Origin of the sequence: Streptomyces sp. Inha503 (assembly GCF_047215865.1) — a bacterium.
Taxonomy (GTDB): domain Bacteria; phylum Actinomycetota; class Actinomycetes; order Streptomycetales; family Streptomycetaceae; genus Streptomyces; species Streptomyces lycopersici.
The window spans coordinates 4,915,079-4,937,401 of the sequence record NZ_CP178360.1; the positions used below are offsets into that span (position 1 = coordinate 4,915,079).

A 22,323-nucleotide genomic window follows, 5' to 3' on the forward strand; every position below is an offset into this window, starting at 1 on the left:
GTCGGCTCCTTGCGAAGAGGGAGGTGGTGCTCATGAGTTCCATGGGTTCAGAACGCTCCCGTTCAGGAGGAGCCGAGTTCGTCGTCGAGCAGGTCGAAGAGCTCATCGTCGGTCGCGGATTCGAGGTCGTGGTCGTCGGTGTCGCCGTCGCCGGTCGCGTCCTGGGCGTCGTTCCACTTCGCCAGGAGCGCCTGGAGGCGCATGGTGATCCTGGAGCGGGTGACGCTGTCGTCCGCGGCCACCGCCAGGGCGGCTTCCAGCCGGTCGAGTTCGCCGAACACCGACGGACCGCCGCCGTCCCCGTGCGGGAGTTCCGCGCGCAGATGGTCGGCCAGGGCGTCGGGGGTCGGGTAGTCGAAGATCAGCGTGGCGGGCAGCCGGAGGCCGGTGGCCGCGCCGAGCCGGTTGCGGAGTTCGACGGCGGTGAGCGAGTCGAAGCCCAGCTCCTTGAAGGCCGCGCCGGGTTCGATCGCCGCCGCGCCGCCGTAGCCGAGCACGGTGGCCACCTGGCCGCAGACCAGGTTGAGCAGGAAGCGGTCCCGTTCGGCCGCGGACATCCCCGCGAGGCGATCGGCGAGGCCCGCCGCCTCGTCCGCCCCGCCGCCACCGCCACCGGCCGCGGCTCGCCGTACGGGGGTACGGATCAGCCCGCGCAGCAGCGGGGCGACCCCGGCCGTGGACTGGGCGCGCAGGGCGGCGATGTCCAGGGCTGCGGGGATCAGCACCGGGTGTCCGGCCAGGCCCGACACGTCGAACAGGGCCAGGCCCTCGGCGTTGCTCAGCGCGCCCATGCTGCCGCGGCTCATCCGCTGCCGGTCGGCGTCCGCGAGGGTCGCGGCCATGCCGCCCTCGTCCTCCCACAGGCCCCAGGCGAGGGAGGTGGCGGGCAGGCCGCCCGCGCGGCGGTGCTGGGCGAGGGCGTCCAGGAAGGTGTTGGCCGCCGCGTAGTTGCCCTGCCCCGGGTTGCCGAAGACACCGGCGGCGGAGGAGAACAGCACGAACGCGGACAGGCCGAGGTCCCGGGTGAGCTCGTGGAGGTTCCACGCCGCGTCCACCTTCGGACGCAGGACGTGGTCCACGCGCTCGGGGGTGAGGGACTCGATGATCCCGTCGTCGAGCACGCCCGCCGCGTGGATCACGGCGGTGAGGGGGCGGTCGGCGGGGATCGCTGCCAGGGTTTCGGCCAGGGCCTTTCGGTCGGCCGCGTCGCAGGCCGCCCACTGGGCTTCGGCGCCCAACTCGGTGAGTTCGGCGGTGAGTTCGGCGGCGCCCGCCGCCTCCGCGCCCCGGCGGCTGGTCAGCAGCAGCCTCCGGGCGCCGCGCTGGGTCACCAGATGGCGGGCCAGCACCCCGCCCAGGGTGCCGGACGCGCCGGTGACCAGCACGGTGCCCGCCGGGTCAAGGCCGGGGACGGTCCCCTCGTCCAGGGCCGCCACCCGCGCGAGCCGCGGCGCGTGGACGCCCCCGGCACGCACGGCGAGCTGCGGCTCGTCGGTCCGCAGCGCCGCCACGAGGGCGGGGAGCCAGCCGTGGGGGGTGGTGGCGGTCGGGTCCCCGGTGGCCGGAGCACCGTGCGTGGGGACGCCTCGGGCCAGGGCGCCGTGGATGTCGATGTCTCCTTGGACGTCGACCAGGACGAACCGGCCCGGGTGCTCGGCCTGCGCCGAGCGCACCAGGCCCCAAGCTGCGGCGTGCGTCAGGTCGTCCACGCCCTCGGCCCCTTCGGCCCCCGCGTCGTCGCCCGTGGTCACGGCCACGGCGCCACGGGTGAGCAGGACCAGCCGGGAGTCGGCGAACCGCTCATCCGCGAGCCACTCCTGGACCAGCGCCAGCGTCCGCCGGACGACGGTGTGCGCGGCGCCCGCGATGTCCCCGGGCGTGCCCAGGTCGGGCAGGCACGGCACCAGGACCACATCGGGCGCGATGCCCTCCGCCTCCACCGCCTCGGCGAGCGCGGGGAGCCCCGCGTACGTCTCGGCCTCGATACCGGTGTCCGCCTCCGTCAGCGCGGCCGTGAGCTTCAGATCGCCGCCGCCGAAGCCGTCCAGGACGGCCCACAGCGCGGTGTCCTCCGGCCGCTCCGGCGCTGCGGGCGTGGGCAGCGCGGCCCAGTCGACGCGGAACAGCGCCTCGTGGTGTGCGGTACGGGCGCCCGCGAACTGCTCGGCGTCCAGCGGCCGCAGCGCCAGCGAGCCGACCGACACCACCGGGGCACCGGCCTCATCGCTGATCTCCAGCGCCACCGCGCCGCGCCCGGCCGGGGAGACCCGCACCCGGAGCGCGGTCGCGCCGACCGCGTGCAGCCGTACGGCGTCCCACGAGAACGGCAGCCGCGCCCGGCCCGCCTCCTCGGCCGGGAAGAACCCGCCGAGCGCCACCGTGTGCAGCGCGGCGTCCAACAGCGCCGGGTGCAGCCCGTACGCGCGGGCCTCGCCCTGCCGGTCCTCGTCGAGCGCCACCTCGGCGAACACCTCGTCCCCGCGCCGCCACGCCTTGCGCAGGCCCTGGAACACCGGGCCGTAGGCGAGGCCGAGCGCGGCGAAGCCGTCGTACAGGCCGTCCACGTCGAGCGGTTCAAGGTCGGCGGTGGCAGTGGCGGCCGTGGCGGTGGCGGCCGTGTCACCGGCCGGTGGCCACTCCGCCGGGCCGGTCGTCGGGACGCCGGAGGGGCCGGAAGGGCCGGAGACCGCGAGCACACCGGAGGCGTGCCGGATCCACGGCTCGTCGGTGGCGTCCTCCAGCCGCGAGTACACGGTCAGCGCGCGCCGCCCGTCGGGGCCGGGGCCGTCGGGCTCGTCCACGGCGACCCGCAACTGCACCCCGCCGCGCTCCGGCAGGATCAGCGGCGCTTCGAGGGTCAGCTCGTCCAGCAGATCGCAGCCGACCTGGTCACCAGCCCGAACCGCCAGCTCGACCAGGGCCGTACCGGGCAACAGCACGGTGTCCATGACGGCGTGGTCGGCCAGCCAGGGGTGGGTACGGAGCGAGAGCCGGCCCGTGAAGAGGACGCCCTCGGAGTCGGGCAGCTCCACCGCCGCGCCCAGCAGCGGATGATCGGCCGCGCCGAGACCGGCCGAGGCCATATCGCCGATGGTCCCGGCGGGAGCCTCCAGCCAGTAGCGCTCGCGCTGGAAGGGGTACGTGGGCAGCTCGGTGCGCTGCGCACCGGTCCCCGCGAAGAGCGCCCTCCAGTCCACCACCACACCACGGACGTGGGCCCGCGCGATGGCGGCCGTCAGTGCCTCGGCCTCGGGGCGGTCCTTGCGCAGCGCGGCGGCGAAGGCGGCCGTGTTGGCATCGGCGTCGGTGACGCACTCCTGGGCCATGGCGGTGAGCACGCCGTCGGGGCCGAGTTCGAGGTAAGTGGTGACGCCCTGGGCTTCGAGGGTCCGTACGCCGTCGAGGAAGCGGACGGCCTCGCGGACGTGGCGCACCCAGAAGTCGGGAGTCGTGATCTCCTCGGCGGCGACCACGTCCCCGGTGAGGTTGGAGACGATCGGGATCCGCGGGGCCTCGTAGGTCAGCCCCTCGGCCACCTCGCGGAAGGCATCCAACATGCCGTCCATGCGCGGGGAGTGGAAGGCGTGGCTGACGGTGAGGCGCTTGGTCTTACGGCCCTGCGCCTCGAAACCAGCCGCGATCGCGACAGCCTCGTCCTCATCACCCGCGATGACGACGGAGGTGGGCCCGTTGAGCGCGGCGATGCTGACGCGCTCGGTGAGCAGCGGCGTCACCTCATCCTCGGACGCCTGCACCGCGATCATCGCGCCACCGGCGGGCAACTCCTGCATCAACCGCCCACGCGCCGCAACCAACTTCGCCGCGTCCGCGAGCGAGAGCACACCGGCCACATGGGCGGCGGCCAGCTCACCGATGGAGTGCCCGGAGAGGAAGTCCGCCTTCACGCCCCACGCCTGCACCAGCCGGAACAGCGCCACCTCAATGGCGAACAACGCGGGCTGGGTGAACCCGGTCTGGTCCAGCGCCTCGGCGTCCTCACCGAACAGCACCGTCTTCAACGGCCGTTCAAGGTGCGCATCCAGCTCATCGCACACCGCGTCCAACGCCTCCGCGAACGCCGGGTAGGCGTCGTACAGCTCACGCCCCATCCCCAGCCGCTGGCTGCCCTGCCCGGTGAACAGGAACGCCACCTTGCCATCGGCCACCGAGCCCTGTGTGAGACCGGCCGCCGACTCGCCGCCCGCCAGCGCCTCCAGACCCGCGACCAGCCCGGCGCGGTCCGCGCCGACCACGACCGCACGGTGGTCCAGCGCGGCACGCGTGGTCGCGAGCGAGTAGCCGAGGTCGGCGAGCGAGACATCGGGCCGCCGGTCGAGATCGGCGAGCAGCCGCCCGGCCTGAGCGCGCAGCGCGTCGGCGTTCTTGCCGGAGAGCGGCCACGGCAGCACGGACGGCTGGGCGACCGGGACCGTGGGGGCCTCCACCGGTTCGATCTCGGGGGCCTGCTCGATGATCGTGTGCGCATTGGTCCCACTGAAGCCGAACGACGAGACCGCAGCCCGCCGGGGACGCCCCGACTCCGGCCACTCCACCGACTCCCGCAACAACGACACCGCACCCGCAGACCAGTCAATATGCGGTGACGGCTGCTCCGCGTGCAACGTACGCGGCAACACACCATGCCGCATCGACATCACAATCTTGATGATGCCCGCGACACCAGCAGCGGCCTGCGTATGCCCCATATTCGACTTGATCGAACCCAGCAACAACGGCCGCCCCGCCTCACGCTCCTGGCCATACGTCGCCATAAGCGCCTGCGCCTCGATGGGATCGCCGAGGCTGGTGCCCGTGCCGTGCGCCTCCACCGCATCCACCTCGGACGCCGACAGACCCGCATTCGCCAACGCCTGCCGGATGACACGCTGCTGGGACGGGCCGTTCGGCGCCGTCAAACCATTCGACGCACCATCCTGGTTGATGGCCGAGCCGCGCACCACGGCCAGCACCGGATGCCCGTTCTTCCGCGCATCGGACAGCCGCTCCACCAGCAGCATCCCCGCACCCTCGGACCACCCCGTACCATCCGCATCCGCCGAGAACGCCTTGCACCGCCCATCAGCAGCCAACCCACGCTGACGACTGAACTCCACAAACGGCGCCGGAGTCGCCATCACCGTCACACCACCGGCCAACGCCAGCGAACACTCACCGTTCCGCAACGCCTGCACCGCCAGATGCAACGCCACCAACGACGACGAACACGCCGTATCCACCGTGATCGTCGGCCCCTCAAGACCAAACGTGTACGCCAACCGCCCCGAAATCACACTCGCCGCATTACCCGTACCGACGAAGCCCTCCACACCTTCCGGAAGTGCCGGGAGCGAGGACGCGTAGTCGTGGTACATCACACCGGCGAACACGCCGGTACGGCTGCCACGCAGCACGCCCGGGTCGATGCCCGCCCGCTCGAACGCCTCCCACGACGTCTCCAACAGCAACCGCTGCTGCGGATCCATGGCAAGGGCCTCACGCGGCGAAATCCCGAAGAAGCCCGGGTCGAAGTGGCCCGCCCGGTCGACGAAGCCGCCCTCGCGGGAGTACGAGGTGCCCGGGTGGTCGGGGTCCGGGTGGTAGAGCCCGTCCAGATCCCAGCCACGGTCGGTGGGGAACTCGGAGATTGCGTCCCGGCCCTCCATGACCAGCCGCCACAGATCCTCCGGAGTCTCCACCCCACCCGGATAACGGCAACCCAACCCCACAATCGCAATCGGCTCATCATCGGCAGCCGACACCACCACCGGCCCCGCCACCGCAGCCGCAGCCCCCACAACCTCCGCACGCAGGAACTCCGCCAACACCGCAGGCGTCGGATAGTCGAAAACCAGCGTCGCGGGCAGCCGCAGCTCACTCACCGCACCCAACGCATTCCGCAACTCCACCGCCGTCAGCGAGTCAAAGCCCAACTCACGGAAGGAGCGATGCGGTTCGATGGTGTCCAGCGAGTCATGGCCGAGTACGGCCGCGACCTGCGTACGGACCAGGTCCAGCAGGGCGTCGAGCTGCTCGGCCTCGCTCAGCCCGGCGAGCCGCCGCGCCAGCGCACCCGACGCCACCGCACCCTCCGCCGCACGCCGCGCCGGAACCCGCACCAGCCCCCGCAGCAGCGGCGCCACCACACCGGTCGCCGCCGCCTCGGCGCGCATCACGGCCAGGTCCAGGCGTACGGGCACGAGTAGCGCCTCGTCGGCGCGGTACGCGGCGTCGAACAGTTCCAGGCCCTCGGTGGCCGAGAGCGCCACGACGCCACCCCGGCTCATCCGGGACACATCCGCGTCGTCCAGCTCACCGGTCATCCCGCTGGAGTCGGCCCACAGACCCCAGGCCAGCGAGGTGCCGGGCAGGCCATGGGCCCGACGGTGCTGGGCGAGGGCATCCAGGTAGGCGTTGGCGGCTGCGTAGTTGCCCTGCCCCGCATTGCCGAAGACACCGGCGGCGGAGGAGAAGAGCACGAACGCCGACAGGTCGAGGCCGCGGGTCAGCTCGTGGAGGTTCCACGCCGCATCCACCTTCGGACGCAGCACCCCGGCCATGCGCTCGGGGGTCAGCGAACCGATCACACCGTCATCCAGCACACCGGCCGTGTGAACGACCGCCGTCAGCGGATGTTCGGCGGGGATGGCGGCGAGGGTCGCGGCGAGCGCGTCCCGGTCCGCCACGTCACAGGCCGCCCAGCGCGCCTCGGCGCCCAACTTGGCGAGTTCTGCGGTGAGTTCGGCCGCGCCCGGTGCGTGGTCGCCACGGCGGCTGACCAGCAGCAGATGCCGCACGCCGCGCTCCGCCACCAGGTGACGGGCGAACAGCGCGCCCAGCGTGCCACTGGCACCCGTGACCAGGACTGTGCCGTCGGCGTCGATGTTGACGTCGAGCTGCTGCTGGGCGTCCACGACAGCCCGCGTGAGGCGCGGCGCCTTCAGCGCTCCGTCGCGTACGGCCACCTGGGGCTCGCCCGACGCCAACGCGTCCGGCACCGCCGTCAGCGAATCGGCCGCGCCATCGACGTCGACCAGGACGAACCGGCCGGGGTTCTCCGACTCGGCCGAACGCACCAAGCCCCAGAGGGCGGCATGGGCCAGATCGGCTAGGGGCTCACCCGCGCCGGCGGCCACGGCGCCCGAGGTCAGGATGACCAGGCGCGAGTTGGTGAAACGGTCGTCCGCCAGCCACCGTTGCAGCAGGCTCAACGCCTCGGCGGTGGCCCGGTGCGCCGTGTCGGCGGGTGAGGAGCATTCCCCAAACCCGCCCCTCCCCGCAACCTGGGGCAAGCCCCAGGACCCCGGACGCCCTTCGGGCGTGTCCTCAAACGCCGGACGGGCTTGATTTACCGCACCCGAGCCAGCATGCGAAGCCGCCCCAGAACCCGGGTCCTCAAACGCCGGACGGGCTTGATTTACCGCATCCGAGCCAGCATACGAAGCCACGCCAGCGGCAGACTCCGCCCCAGCACCCCCGTCCTCAAACGCCGGACCGGCTTGAATTGCCGCACCCGAGCCAGCATCCGAAGCCACGCCAGCGGCAGACTCCACCCCAGCACCCCCGCCCTCACACGCCGCAAGGCTCCAAGGCAGGGCGACCACCACATCATCCGGCAACACCGTCGCGCCCGACTCCACCGCCGCAGCCAACGCATCCAAGTCGGCGAAGGTCTCGAACCGCTGCCCCGCCGACGCCAGCCCAAGCCCGTCAGACCCCAGCAACGCCCAGCGCCCAGCCCCACCCTGCGCCGACACCTCAGCCCAGTCCAGCCGGTACAACGACTCCTGACGACCACCCCGCGCACCCTGGATCTGCTCCACCGACACCGGCCGCAGCACCAGCGAGTCCACCGACAGCACCGCGCGCCCGGCACCATCCGCCACCGCCAGCGACACCGCATCCGCACCCGCCGCCGACAACCGCACCCGCAGCACCGACGCACCCACCGCGTGCAACGAAACCCCAGACCACGAGAACGGCAACCGCGCCCCGGCCTCACCCTCGATCAGACCACCGAGCCCCACCGCATGCAGCGCCGAGTCCAGCAGTGCCGGATGCAGACCGAACGACCCGGCATCGGACTGCCCGTCCTCCGGCAGCTCCAGCTCGGCATAGACCTCACCATCAAGCCGCCACGCGGACCTCAGCCCCCGGAACACCGGGCCATAGGCCAGCCCCAGGCCCGCCATGCCCTCGTACAGACCGTCCAGCTCAACCGGCGTCGCACCGGCCGGGGGCCAGGCACTCAGGTCGAACGACGCCGCCGGCGCGCCCTCCACGAGCGCACCCGAGGCATGACGCAGCCACCCCTCATCCGCAGCCGCGTCCTCAAGCCGCGAGTACACCTCGAACCCACGACGACCAGAGCCGTCCGGCGCACCCACCGACAGCTGAAGCTGAACACCACCCACCTCCGGAAGCACCAACGGCGCCTCCAGCGTCAGCTCCTCAACCTGGTCACAACCCACCTGGTCACCAGCGCGAACCGCCAGCTCCACAAAGGCCGTCCCCGGCAGCAGCACCGAGCCCATCACGGCGTGATCCAGCAGCCACGGATGGGTCTGCGCCGAGATCCGCCCGGTCAGCAGCACACCGTCGCCGCCCGCGAGCGGTACGGCGGCCCCCACCAGCGGATGGTCCACGGTGGCCAGTCCGAGCCCCGCCGTGCCACCGACGCCGTAGGCCGACGCCTGCGGCCAGTACCGGCGGCGCTGGAAGGCGTACGTCGGCAGATCGGTCAGCTCGACCCGAGCCGCGCCCGTACCGGCGAAGACGGCCGCCCAGTCCACGGCCGCGCCTCGGACGTACGCCCGCGCCACGGCGGCGTGGACCGCCCGCGCCTCGGGCCGACCGGTCCGCAACGCGGCGCCGAATCCGGCCGCGTCGGCGTCGGTGACGCACTCCTGAGCCATGGTGGTGAGCACACCGTCGGGGCCGAGTTCGAGGTAGGTGGTGACGCCCTGGGCCTCCAACATCCGGACGCCATCGAGGAAGCGGACGGCCTCCCGGACGTGGCGCACCCAGAAGTCGGGGCTGGTGATCTCCTCGGCGGAGACTACGTTCCCGGTGAGGTTGGAGACGATCGGGATGCGCGGGGCCTCGTACGACAGGCCCTCCGCGACCTCGCGGAACGCCTCCAGCATCCCGTCCATACGCGGCGAATGGAACGCATGGCTCACCGTGAGCCGCTTGGTCTTACGACCCTGCGCCTCAAAACCAGCCGCGATCACGACAGCCGCGTCCTCATCACCCGCGATGACCACGGAGGTCGGACCGTTGAGCGCGGCGATCGACACGCGCTCGGTCAGCAGCGGCGCCACCTCGTCCTCCGACGCCTGCACCGCGATCATCGCGCCACCGGCCGGAAGCTCCTGCATCAACCGCCCACGCGCCGCAACCAGCTTCGCCGCGTCCGCGAGCGACAGCACACCCGCCACATGGGCCGCCGCCAGCTCACCGATCGAATGCCCGGAGAGGAAGTCGGGCCGCAGTCCCCATGCCTCCGAAACCAGCCGGAACAACGCCACCTCGACCGCGAACAGCGCGGGCTGCGTGAACCCGGTCCGGTCCAGCGCCTCGGCGTCATCCCCGAACAGCACCGTCTTCAACGGCCGCTCAAGATGCCCGTCCAGCTCATCGCACACCGCGTCCAACGCCTCCGCGAACACCGGGAAGGCGTCGTACAGCTCACGCCCCATCCCCAGCCGCTGGCTCCCCTGCCCCGTGAACAGGAACGCCACCTTGCCGCCCTCGGCCGACCCCTGGATCACCTCCGCGCCGGACTCGCCGCGTGCCAGGGCATCCAGAGCGCGCAGGAAGCCCTCGCGGTCATCGGCCACCAGCACCGCGCGGTGGTCCAGCGCGGCGCGCGTGGTCGCGAGCGAGTAGCCAAGGTCGGCCGGTGCGAGCTCCGGCCGCTCGTCCAGGTAGGAACGGAGCCGCCCAGCCTGCGCACGCAGCGCGTCGGTGGTCTTCGCCGACAGCGGCCACGACGCCACACCAGGCTCCGTCGTCACCTCACGCGGGGCCTCGTCCTCGCTGACCGGGGCCTGCTCGATGATCGTGTGCGCATTGGTCCCGCTGAAGCCGAACGACGAGACCGCAGCCCGCCGGGGACGCCCCGACTCCGGCCACTCCACCGACTCCCGCAACAACGACACCGCACCCGCAGACCAGTCAATATGCGGCGACGGCTGCTCCGCGTGCAACGTACGCGGCAACACACCATGCCGCATCGACATCACAACCTTGATAATGCCCGCCACACCAGCAGCGGCCTGCGTATGCCCCATATTCGACTTGATCGAACCCAGCAACAACGGCCGCCCCGCCTCACGCTCCTGGCCATACGTCGCCATAAGCGCCTGCGCCTCGATCGGGTCACCCAGCGAAGTCCCCGTGCCGTGCGCCTCCACCGCATCCACCTCGGACGCCGACAGACCCGCGTTCGCCAACGCCTGACGAATCACCCGCTGCTGCGACGGACCATTCGGCGCCGTCAAACCATTCGACGCACCATCCTGATTAATGGCCGAGCCACGCACCACCGCCAGCACCGGATGCCCGTTCTTGCGCGCATCGGACAGCCGCTCCACCAGCAGCATCCCCGCACCCTCGGACCACCCCGTACCATCCGCATCCGCCGAGAACGCCTTGCACCGCCCATCAGCAGCCAACCCACGCTGACGACTGAACTCCACAAACGGCGCCGGAGTCGCCATCACCGTCACACCACCGGCCAACGCCAGCGAACACTCACCGTTCCGCAACGCCTGCACCGCCAGATGCAACGCCACCAACGACGACGAACACGCCGTATCCACCGTGATCGTCGGCCCCTCAAGACCAAACGTGTACGCCAACCGCCCCGAAATCACACTCGCCGCATTACCCGTACCCAGGAAGCCTTCGACGCCCTCGGGCACCCGCTCCAGCAACGAGGCGTAGTCGTGGTACATGACGCCCGCGAAGACACCGGTACGGCTGCCACGCAGCACGCCCGGGTCGATCCCGGCCCGCTCGAACGCCTCCCACGAGGTCTCCAACAGCAACCGCTGCTGCGGATCCATGGCAAGGGCCTCGCGCGGCGAGATACCGAAGAAGCCCGGGTCGAAGTGGCCGGCGTCCTCCACGAAGCCGCCCTCGCGGGCGTAGCTCGTTCCGCTGTGGTCCGGGTCCTCGTGGTAGAGCGCCGAGAGGTCCCAGCCACGGTCGGTGGGGAACTCGGAGATCGCGTCCCGGCCCTCCATGACCAGCCGCCACAGATCCTCCGGAGTCTCCACCCCACCCGGATAACGGCAACCCAACCCCACAATCGCAATCGGCTCATCATCGGCAGCCGACACCACCACCGGCCCCGCCACCGCAGCCGCCGCACCGACCACCTCAGTACGCAGGAACTCCGCCAACACCGCAGGCGTCGGATAGTCGAAAACCAGCGTCGCGGGCAACCGCAGCTCACTCACCGCACCCAACGCATTCCGCAACTCCACCGCCGTCAGCGAGTCAAAGCCCAACTCACGGAAGGAGCGGTCGGGCTCGACCGTCTCCGGACCGGCGTATCCGAGCACCGTCGCGACGTTCGTACGGACCAGGTCCAGCAGGGCGTCGAGCTGCCCGGCCTCGTCCAGCCCGGCGAGCCGCCGCGCCAGCGCACCCGACGCCGCCGCACCCTCCGCCGCACGCCGCGCCGGAGCCCGCACCAGCCCACGGAACAGCGGCGCCAGCGCACCGCTGCCCGACTGTGCCCGGAGCGCGGCCATGTCCAGCGACATCGGCACCAGCACCGCCTCGCCGAGGCGGCCAGCGACGTCGAACAGCTCCAGGCCCTCCGTCGCGGAAAGCGCCACGACGCCGCCCCGGCTCATCCGGGACACATCCGCGTCGTCCAGTTCACCGGTCATCGCGCTGGAGTCGGCCCACAGGCCCCAGGCCAGCGAGGTGCCGGGCAGGCCGAGCGCCATACGGTACTGGGCGAGCGCGTCCAGGAAGGCGTTGGCGGCGGCGTAGTTGCCCTGCCCCGCATTGCCGAACACACCGGCGGCCGAGGAGAACAGCACGAACGCCGACAGGTCGAGGTCGCGGGTCAGCTCGTGGAGGTTCCACGCCGCGTCCACCTTCGGGCGCAGTACCCCGGCCATGCGCTCGGGGGTCAGCGAACCGATCACACCGTCATCCAGCACACCCGCCGTATGCACCACGCCCGTCAGCGAATGCTCCGCCGGAATCCCCGCCAGCACCCCCGTCAGCGCGTCACGATCGGCGACATCACACGCCGCCCAGCGCACACTCGCACCCAACTCACTCAGCTCAGCGTCGAGTTCAACAGCGCCCTCGGCCTCGCCACCGCGGCGGCTGACCAGCAGCAGATGCCGCACGCCGCGCTCCGCCACCAGGTGACGGGCGAACAGCGCGCCCAGCGTGCCACTCGCACCCGTCACCAGGACCGTGCCCTCGGCGTCGAACTCCGGCGCGTCGTCCCCGGAGCCCGGAGCGGCGGCCCGCGCCAGGCGCGGCGCCCGCAGCACCCCATCGCGTACGGCCACCTGGGGCTCGCCCGACGCCAACGCGTCCGGCACCGCCGTCAGCGAATCGGCCGCGCCATCGACGTCGACCAGGACGAACCGGCCGGGATTCTCCGACTCGGCCGAACGCACCAAGCCCCAGACAGCGGCATGGGCCAGATCGGCCACCGGCTCATCCGCACCGGCGGCCACGGCGCCCGAGGTCAGGACGACCAGGCGCGAGTTGGTGAAACGGTCGTCCGCCAGCCACCGTTGCAGCAGGCTCAACGCCTCGGCAGTGGCCCGGTGCGCCGTGTCGGCGGATGAGGAGCATTCCCCAAACCCGCCCCTCCCCGCAACCTGGGGCAAGCCCCAGGACCCCGGACGCCCTTCGGGCGTGTCCTCAAACGCCGGACGGGCTCGATTTACCACACCAGCGGCAGACTCCGCCCCAGCACCCCGGTCCTCAATCGCCGGACGGGCTTGAGTTGCCGCATCCGAGCCAGCATCCGAAGCCACACCAGCGGCAAGCTCCACCCCAGCACCCCCGTCCTCACACGCCGGGCGCGCTTGAGTTGCCGCAAGGTTCCCGGGCAGGGCGACCACCACATCATCCGGCAACACCGTCGCGCCCGACTCCACCGCCGCAGCCAACGCATCCAAGTCGGCGTACGTGTCGAACCGCTGCCCCGCCGACGCCAGCCCAAGCCCGTCAGACCCCAGCAACGCCCAGCGCCCAACCCCACCCTGCGCCGACACCTCGGCCCAGTCCAGCCGGTACAACGACTCCTGACGGCCACCCCGCGCACCCTGGATCTGCTCCACCGACACCGGCCGCAACACCAGCGAATCCACCGACAACACCGCCCGCCCCGCACCATCCGCCACCGCCAGCGACACCGCATCCGCACCCACCGCCGACAACCGCACCCGCAACACCGACGCACCCACCGCGTGCAACGACACACCACCCCACGAGAACGGCAAACGCGCCCCGCCCTCACCCTCGACCAGACCACCCAACCCCACCGCATGCAACGCCGAGTCCAACAACGCAGGATGCAAACCAAACGCACCCGCCTCGGACCGAGCGCCCTCCGGCAGCTCCAGCTCCGCGTAGACCTCATCGCCCAGCCGCCACGCGGACCTCAGCCCCCGGAACACCGGGCCATAGGCCAGCCCCAGGCCCGCCATGCCCTCGTACAGACCGTCCAGCTCAACCGGCGTCGCACCCGCCGGAGGCCATACGCCCAGGTCGAACGACGCCGCCGGCGCGCCCTCCACAAGCGCACCCGAGGCATGACGCAGCCACCCCTCATCCGCAGCCGCACCCTCGAACCGCGAGTACACCTCGAACCCACGACGACCAGAGCCGTCCGGCGCACCCACCGACAACTGAAGCTGAACACCACCCACCTCCGGAAGCACCAACGGCGCCTCCAGCGTCAGCTCCTCAACCTGGTCACAACCCACCTGGTCACCAGCCCGAACCGCCAGCTCCACAAAGGCCGTACCCGGCAGCAGCACCGAGCCCATCACGGCGTGATCCGCCAGCCACGGATGCGTGTCGAGCCCCAGGCGGCCCGTCAGCAGCAGCCCCTCGCCACCGGCCAGCGGCACGGCGGCCCCGACCAGCGGATGGTCCACGGTCGCCAGGCCCAGCCCGGCCGTACCGCCCACGGTGGCCGGGAGCTCGGGCCAGTAGCGCGCGTACTGGAAGGCGTACGTCGGCAGCTCCACCCGAGCCGCGCCCGTACCGGCGAAGACGGCCGCCCAGTCCACCGCCACACCGCGCACATGGGCGCGCGCGAGGGCCTTCGTCAGCGTCTCGGCCTCCGCCCGGCCCTTGCGCAGGGCCGAGACGAACCCGGCGTCCTCACCGGTGACACACTCCTGCGCCATCGCGGTGAGCACACCGTCCGGACCCAGCTCGATGAACGTGGAGACGCCCTGGGCCTCCATCGTCCGGACGCCATCGAGGAAGCGCACGGCCTCACGGACGTGGCGCACCCAGAAGTCAGCGGTCGTGATCGCCTCGGCGGAAACCACCTCACCCGTCAGGTTGGACACGATCGGGATCCGCGGGGCCTCGTACGTGAGCCCCTGCGCCACCTCGCGGAACGCGTCCAACATGCCGTGCATACGCGGCGAGTGGAACGCATGGCTGACCGTAAGCCGCTTCGTCTTCCGCCCCCGCGCCTCGAACGAAGCAGCGATAGCGACCGCCTCGTCCTCGTCACCCGCGATGACCACGGAGGTCGGGCCGTTGATCGCCGCGATCGAGACGCGCTCATTCAGCAGCGGCGCCACCTCGTCCTCCGACGCCTGCACCGCGATCATCGCGCCACCGGCCGGAAGCTCCTGCATCAGACGGCCACGCGCCGCCACCAACTTCGCCGCATCCGCCAGCGACAACACACCCGCCACATGCGCGGCGGCCAACTCACCAATCGAGTGCCCGGAGAGGAAGTCCGCCTTCAGACCCCACGCCTCCGAAACCAGCCGGAACAACGCCACCTCAACCGCGAACAACGCGGGCTGAGTGAACCCCGTCCGATCCAGCACCGCCGCGTCATCCCCGAACAGCACATCCTTCAACGGCCGCTCAAGATGCGGATCCAGCTCCGCACACACCTCATCCAGCGCCTCCGCGAACACCGGATAGGCGTCATACAGCTCACGCCCCATCCCCAGCCGCTGACTCCCCTGCCCCGTGAACAGGAACGCCACCTTGCCACCGGCCACCGAGCCCTCGACCACACCCGGCGCGCCACGACCCTCCGCCAGCGCACCCAGCCCCGCCAGCAGCCCGTCCCGGCCCTCGGCCACCACCACCGCACGGTGGTCGAACGCCGATCGGCCGGTCGCCAGCGAGTAGCCCAGGTCGACCGCGCCCAACTCGGGCCGGTCCGCCACATGGGCGACCAGCCGCTCGGCCTGGGCCCGCAGGGCGGCCGCGCTGCGGCCGGACAGCACCCACGGCACCACGGCGGGTGTGACAGCGGGAGCCGCCGGAACCGGAGCCTCCGCCGCCTCCACCTCCGGCGCCTGCTCGATGATCGTGTGCACATTGGTGCCGCTGATGCCGAACGACGACACACCCGCGCGGCGCGGACGGCCGCTCTCCGGCCACTCCACCTGCTCGGTCAGCAGCGAGACCGCCCCCGCCGACCAGTCCACATGCGGCGACGGCTCGTCCGCGTGCAGGGTCCTCGGCAGCACCCCGTGTCGCATGGCGAGGACCATCTTCATGACGCCCGCGACACCGGCGGCGGCCTGGGTGTGGCCCATGTTCGATTTGATGGAGCCGAGCAGCAACGGCCGCTCGGCGTCCCGCTCCTGGCCGTACGTGGCCAGCAGCGCCTGCGCCTCGATCGGGTCGCCCAGCGTCGTACCCGTGCCGTGCGCCTCGACCGCGTCCACATCACCGACCGACAGCCCGGCGGCGGCCAGTGCCTGCCGGATGACACGCTGCTGGGACGGGCCGTTCGGCGCCGTCAGGCCATTGGACGCACCGTCCTGGTTCACAGCGCTGCCACGCACCACCGCGAGCACCGGATGGCCGTTCCTGCGCGCGTCCGACAGCCGCTCGACCAGCAGCATGCCCGCGCCCTCGGCCCAGCCCGTGCCGTCCGCGTCCGCCGAGAACGCCTTGCAGCGGCCATCGGCGGACAGGCCGCCCTGGCGGCTGAATCCGACGAACGTGCCGGGGGTCGCCATGACCGTGACACCACCGGCCAGCGCCATCGTGCACTCGCCCGCGCGCAGCGCCTGCATCGCCCAGTGCAGCGCCACCAGCGACGACGAGCACGCCGTGTCGACCGTGACGGCCGGGCCCTCCAGGCCGAGGGCGTAGGCGACGCGGCCGGAGGCGATGGAGCCCGTGCTGCCGGAGCCGATCGCGCCCTCGCCAGCGCCGTCGGGGGCCTGCTCCACGAGCGTGGCGTAGTCGTGGTACATCACGCCCGCGAACACACCGGTACGGCTGCCGCGCAGGGTGGCCGGGTCGATGCCCGCGCGCTCGAACGCCTCCCACGACGTCTCCAGCAGCAGCCGCTGCTGCGGATCGGTGGCGACGGCCTCGCGCGGCGAGATCCCGAAGAAGGTGGGGTCGAAGTCGGCGGCGTCGTGGAGGAAACCGCCCTCGCGGGTGTACGAGGTGCCGGGGTGCTCCGGGTCCGGGTGGTAGAGCGCGTCCAGGTCCCAGCCACGGTCCACGGGGAAGCCGGAGATCGCGTCCTGGCCGGAGGACAGCAGCCGCCACAGATCCTCGGGGGTACGCACCCCGCCCGGGAAGCGGCAGCTCATGCCCACGATGGCGATCGGCTCGTCGTCGAGCGCGCCCACGGTCGACACCGGCAGGCCCGACTGGGCGCGGCTGCCCGCCAGTTCGTCCCGGAGGTGTTCGGCCAGGACGAGGGAGGTCGGATAGTCGAAGACCAGGGTGGCGGGGAGCCGCATCCCGGTGACCGCGTTCATGCGGTTGCGCAGTTCGACGGCGGTCAGCGAGTCGAAGCCCAGGTCGCGGAAGGCGCGGTCGGGGTCCACGGAGTCGGCGGTGGCATAGCCCAGGACGGCCGCGACCTGGGTACGGACCAGCTCCAGCAGCCTCTCCAGCTGCTCGGCCGCGTTCAGGCGGACCAGCCGCTGCGCCAGGGCGCCCGTTCCGGCGGAGCCCTCCGCCGTGCGCCGCGCCGGGACCCGCACCAGCCCGGACATCAGCGGCGACACCACACCGGTGGACGCCGCCTCGGCGCGTGCCGCCGCCAGGTCCAGACGCACCGGGACGAGCAGCGCCTCGCCCGCCCGTCCGGCCGCGTCGAAGAGCTCCTTGCCCTCGTCGGTGGCGAGCGCGGCGACCCCGCCCCGGCTCATCCGGGATATATCGGCCTGGTCCAGTTCACCGGTCATCGCGCTGGAATCGGCCCACAGGCCCCAGGCCAGCGAGGTGCCGGGCAGGCCGAGCGCCATACGGTGCTGGGCGAGCGCGTCCAGGAAGGCGTTGGCAGCGGCGTAGTTGCCCTGTCCGGCGGCGCCGAAGACACCGGCGGCGGAGGAGAAGAGCACGAACGCCGACAGGTCGAGGTCGCGGGTCAGCTCGTGGAGGTTCCACGCCGCGTCCACCTTCGGACGCAGTACCCCGGCCATGCGCTCGGGAGTGAGCGAACCGATCACACCGTCGTCCAGCGCACCGGCCGTGTGCACCACGCCCGTCAGCGGATGCTCCGCCGGAATCTCCGCCAGCACCCCCGCCAGGGCGTCGCGATCGGCGACATCACACGCCGCCCAGCGCACGCTTGCGCCCAACTCGGCTATGTCGGAGGCTAGTTCGGCCGTGCCCGGTGCGTGGTCGCCACGGCGGCTGACCAGCAGCAGATGCCGTACGCCGCGCTCCGCCACCAGGTGACGGGCGAACAGCGCGCCCAGCGTGCCACTCGCACCCGTGACCAGGACCGTGCCCTCGGCGTCGAACTCCGGCGCGTCGTCTCCGGAGCCCGGAGCGGCGGCCCGCGCCAGGCGCGGCGCCCGCAGCACCCCGTCACGTACGGCCACCTGGGGCTCGCCCGACGCCAACGCGTCCGGCACCGCCGTCAGCGAATCGGCCGCGCCATCGACGTCGACCAGGACGAACCGGCCGGGGTTCTCCGACTCGGCCGAACGCACCAAACCCCAGACGGCGGCATGGGCCAGATCGGCCACCGGCTCATCCGCGCCGGCGGCCACGGCACCCGAGGTCAGGACGACCAGGCGCGAGTTGGTGAAACGGTCGTCCGCCAGCCACCGTTGCAGCAGGCTCAACGCCTCGGCAGTGGCCCGATGCGCCGTGTCGGCGGGTGAGGAGCATTCCCCAAACCCGCCCCTTCCCGCAACCTGGGGCAAGCCCCAGGACCCCGGACGCCCTTCGGGCGTGTCCTCAAACGCCGGACGGGCTTGAGTTGCCGCAAGGCTCCAAGGCAGGGCGACCACCACGTCATCCGGCAACACCGTCTCGCCCGACTCCACCGCCGCAGCCAACGCATCCAGATCGGCGAAGGTCTCGAACCGCTGCCCCGCCGACGCCAGCCCAAGCCCGTCAGACCCCAGCAACGCCCAGCGCCCAGCCCCACCCTGCGCCGACACCTCAGCCCAGTCCAGGCGGTACAACGACTCCTGACGACCACCCCGCGCACCCTGAATCTGCTCCACCGACACCGGCCGCAACACCAGCGAATCCACCGACAACACCGCCCGCCCGGCACCATCCGCCACCGCCAGCGACACCGCATCCGCACCCGCCGCCGACAACCGCACCCGCAACACCGACGCACCCACCGCGTGCAACGACACACCACCCCACGAGAACGGCAACCGCGCCCCGCCCTCACCCTCGACCAGACCACCCAACCCCACCGCATGCAGCGCCGAGTCCAACAACGCCGGATGCAAACCAAACGCACCCGCCTCGGACCGAGCGCCCTCCGGCAGCTCCAGCTCCGCGTAGACCTCATCGCCCAGCCGCCACGCGGACCTCAGTCCCCGGAACACCGGGCCGTACGCCAGTCCGGCCTCGGCCAAGCCCTCGTACAGGCCCTCGACCGGCAGCGCCGACGCCCCCGCCGGGGGCCACGCCGCCAGGTCGAACGATGGCTTGGGCGCGCCCGAGCCCAGGACACCCGACGCATGCCGCAGCCACGGCTCGTCGTACGCCGCGTCCTCGGACCGCGAGTACACCGTCAGCGAGCGCCGCCCCGAACCGTCGGGCGCGCCCACCGAGAGCTGGAGCTGGACACCGCCCGCCTCGGGAAGCACCAGCGGCGCCTCCAGCGTCAGCTCCTCCAGCAGATCACAACCGACCTGGTCACCGGCGCGTATCGCGAGCTCCACGAAGGCCGTTCCGGGCAGCAGCACCGAGCCCGCCACCGCGTGATCGGCCAGCCACGGATGGGTGTCCAGGGCGAGCCGGCCGGTGTAAAGGAAGCCGTCGGAGTCGGCGAGCGCCACGGCGGCGCCCAGCAGTGGATGGTCGGCCACGCCGAGCCCGGCGGACGCCATGTCGCCCGCCCAGTAGCCGGTGTCGAGCCAGTAGGTCTCGCGCTGGAAGGGGTAGAGCGGAAGGTCGGTGCGGGCCGTGCCCGTCCCGGCGAACACCGCGGCCCAGTCCGGGGAAACACCGTGCACATGCGCCCCGGCAACGGCGGTGGCCAGGCTCTGGAGCTCCGGGCGGCCGGAGCGCAGCGCGGACACAAGGGTGGCGTCGTCGCGGGTCAGGCAGTCCTGGGCCATGGCGGTGAGCACACCGTCCGGACCCAGCTCCACGAACGTCGTGACGTTGCGCTCCTCCAGCGTCCGTACGCCGTCGAGGAAGCGGACGGCCTCGCGGACGTGGCGCACCCAGAAGTCGGGGCTGGTGATCTCCTCGGCGGAGACCACGTTTCCGGTGAGGTTGGAGACGATCGGAATGCGCGGAGCCTCGTACGACAGCCCCTGCGCCACCTCACGGAACGCCTCCAGCATCCCGTCCATGCGGGGCGAGTGGAACGCGTGGCTCACGGTGAGCCGCTTGGTCTTACGGCCCTGGACCTCGAAACCAGCCGCGATCGCGACAGCCGCGTCCTCATCGCCCGCGATGACCACCGACGACGGGCCGTTGAGAGCAGCGATCGAGACGCGCTCATTCAGCAGCGGCGCCACCTCGTCCTCCGACGCCTGCACCGCGATCATCGCGCCACCCGCCGGAAGCCCCTGCATCAAACGGCCACGCGCCGCCACCAACTTCGCGGCATCCGCCAGCGACAGCACACCCGCCACATGCGCGGCGGCCAGCTCACCGATCGAATGCCCGGAGAGGAAATCAGGCCGCAGCCCCCACGCCTCCGAAACCAGCCGGAACAACGCCACCTCAACCGCGAACAACGCAGGCTGAGTGAACCCCGTCCGGTCCAGCGCCTCCGCGTCATCCCCGAACAGCACATCCTTCAACGGCCGCTCAAGATGCGGATCCAGCTCCGCACACACCTCATCCAGAGCCTCCGCGAACACCGGGAAGGCGTCATACAGCTCACGCCCCATCCCCAGCCGCTGACTCCCCTGCCCCGTGAACAGGAACGCCACCTTGCCGCTCGCGACCTTGCCCTCGACCAACCCGGTCGCGGGCTCTTCGCGGGACAGCGCGTCGAGGGCCCGTATCAAGCCCTCGCGGTCGTCGGCGACGACCGCCGCCCGGTGCTCGAAGGCGGCCCGGCCGATGGCCAGCGAGAAGCCGACGTCGGTGAGGCGCAGTTCGGGGTTGGCCTCGAGGTGGGCGCGCAGGTTGGCGGCCTGGGCGCGCAGCGCGGGGCGGCTCTTGGCGGCCACGGTCCACAGCGGCAGCGCGGTGGCGGCGCGGGTCTCGGCGGGCGCGTCGCCGTCGGCCGTCTTCGCGGCTTCTGCCGCCTCCTCCGGCTCCGGCGCCTGCTCCAGGATGGTGTGCGCGTTGGTGCCGCTGATGCCGAACGAGGACACCGCGGCCCGGCGCGGCTGCCCGGTCTCGGGCCAGGCACGCCCCTCCGTCAGCAGTGAGACGGCGCCCGCCGACCAGTCGACGTTGGGGGTGGGCTGGTCGACGTGCAGGGTCTGCGGAAGCACCCCGTGGCGCATCGCCATGACCATCTTGATGATGCCCGCGACACCCGCGGCGGCCTGCGTATGACCGATGTTGGACTTGATGGAGCCCAGCCACAGCGGCTGGTCCTCGCTGTGGTTGCGCCCGTACGTGGCGAGCAGGGCCTGTGCCTCGATGGGGTCGCCGAGCGTGGTACCCGTGCCGTGCGCCTCGACCACGTCGATCTGGCCGGGGGCGAGCCGGGCGGCGGCCAGGGCCTGGCGGATGACGCGCTGCTGCGAGGGGCCGTTGGGCGCGGTCAGTCCGCTGCTGGCGCCGTCCTGGTTGATGGCGCTGCCGCGGACGACGGCGAGCACCTGGTGGCCGTTGGCGCGGGCGTCGGAGAGCCGCTCCAGCAGCAGCATGCCCGCGCCCTCGCCCCAGCCGGTGCCGTCCGCCGCCGCCGCGAAGGACTTGCAGCGGCCGTCTGCCGCGAGTCCGCGCTGGCGGCTGAACTCGGTGAAGGTGCCGGGGGTGGACATGACGGTGACACCGCCGGCCAGGGCCAGCGAGCACTCCCGGCGGCGCAGCGCCTGCGCGGCGAAGTGCAGAGCGACCAGGGAGGAGGAGCAGGCCGTGTCGATGGTGACGGCCGGCCCCTCCAGGCCGAAGGTGTAGGCGACGCGGCCGGAGGCGATGGAGCCGGAGCTGCCGTTGCCGAGGAAGCCCTCGACGTCCTCGGGCGCGGAGAAGAGCCGGGAGGCGTAGTCGTGGTACATCACGCCCGCGAACACACCGGTCTGGCTGCCGTGGAGGGTTGTCGGGTCGATGCCCGCGCGCTCGAACGCCTCCCAGGAGGTCTCCAGCAGCAGCCGCTGCTGCGGGTCCATGGCGAGGGCCTCGCGCGGCGAGATGCCGAAGAACGCCGGGTCGAAGTCGGCCGCGTCGTGCAGGAATCCGCCCTCGTGGACGTACGGCTCCTGGCCGCTGTCCGGGTCCGGCTCGAAGAGGACGTCGGTGGCCCAGCCGCGGTTGGTGGGGTACGGCGTGGCCGCGTCACCGCCGCGGGCGACGAGCTGCCACAGCTCCTCGGGGGTGCTGACCCCGCCGGGGTAGCGGCAGCTCATCGCCACGATGGCGATGGGCTCCTGCTCGCGCTCCTCGACCTCGCGCAGCCGCCGCCGCGCCTCGCGCAGGTCGGTGGTGGCCCGCTTGAGGTAGTCGAGGTACTTCTCTTCGTTCGCCGTCGCCATTACGCCG

General features: G+C 72.0%; 1 protein-coding gene. It reads right to left on the bottom strand.

Going from position 1 to position 22,323, the window contains the following annotated elements:
* Window positions 1-62: 62 nt before the first annotated feature.
* Window positions 63-22,316 (bottom strand): type I polyketide synthase, encoded by a 22,254-nt coding sequence (locus tag ACJX2R_RS20465; protein ID WP_413101306.1) that lies wholly within the window; start codon window positions 22,314-22,316, stop codon window positions 63-65.
* Window positions 22,317-22,323: the final 7 nt, after the last annotated feature.

Excerpts from the sequence above, each read along its gene's own strand:
- ACJX2R_RS20465 (WP_413101306.1), bottom strand. The coding sequence starts at position 22,316 with ATGGCGACGGCGAACGAAGAGAAGTACCTCGACTACCTCAAGCGGGCC.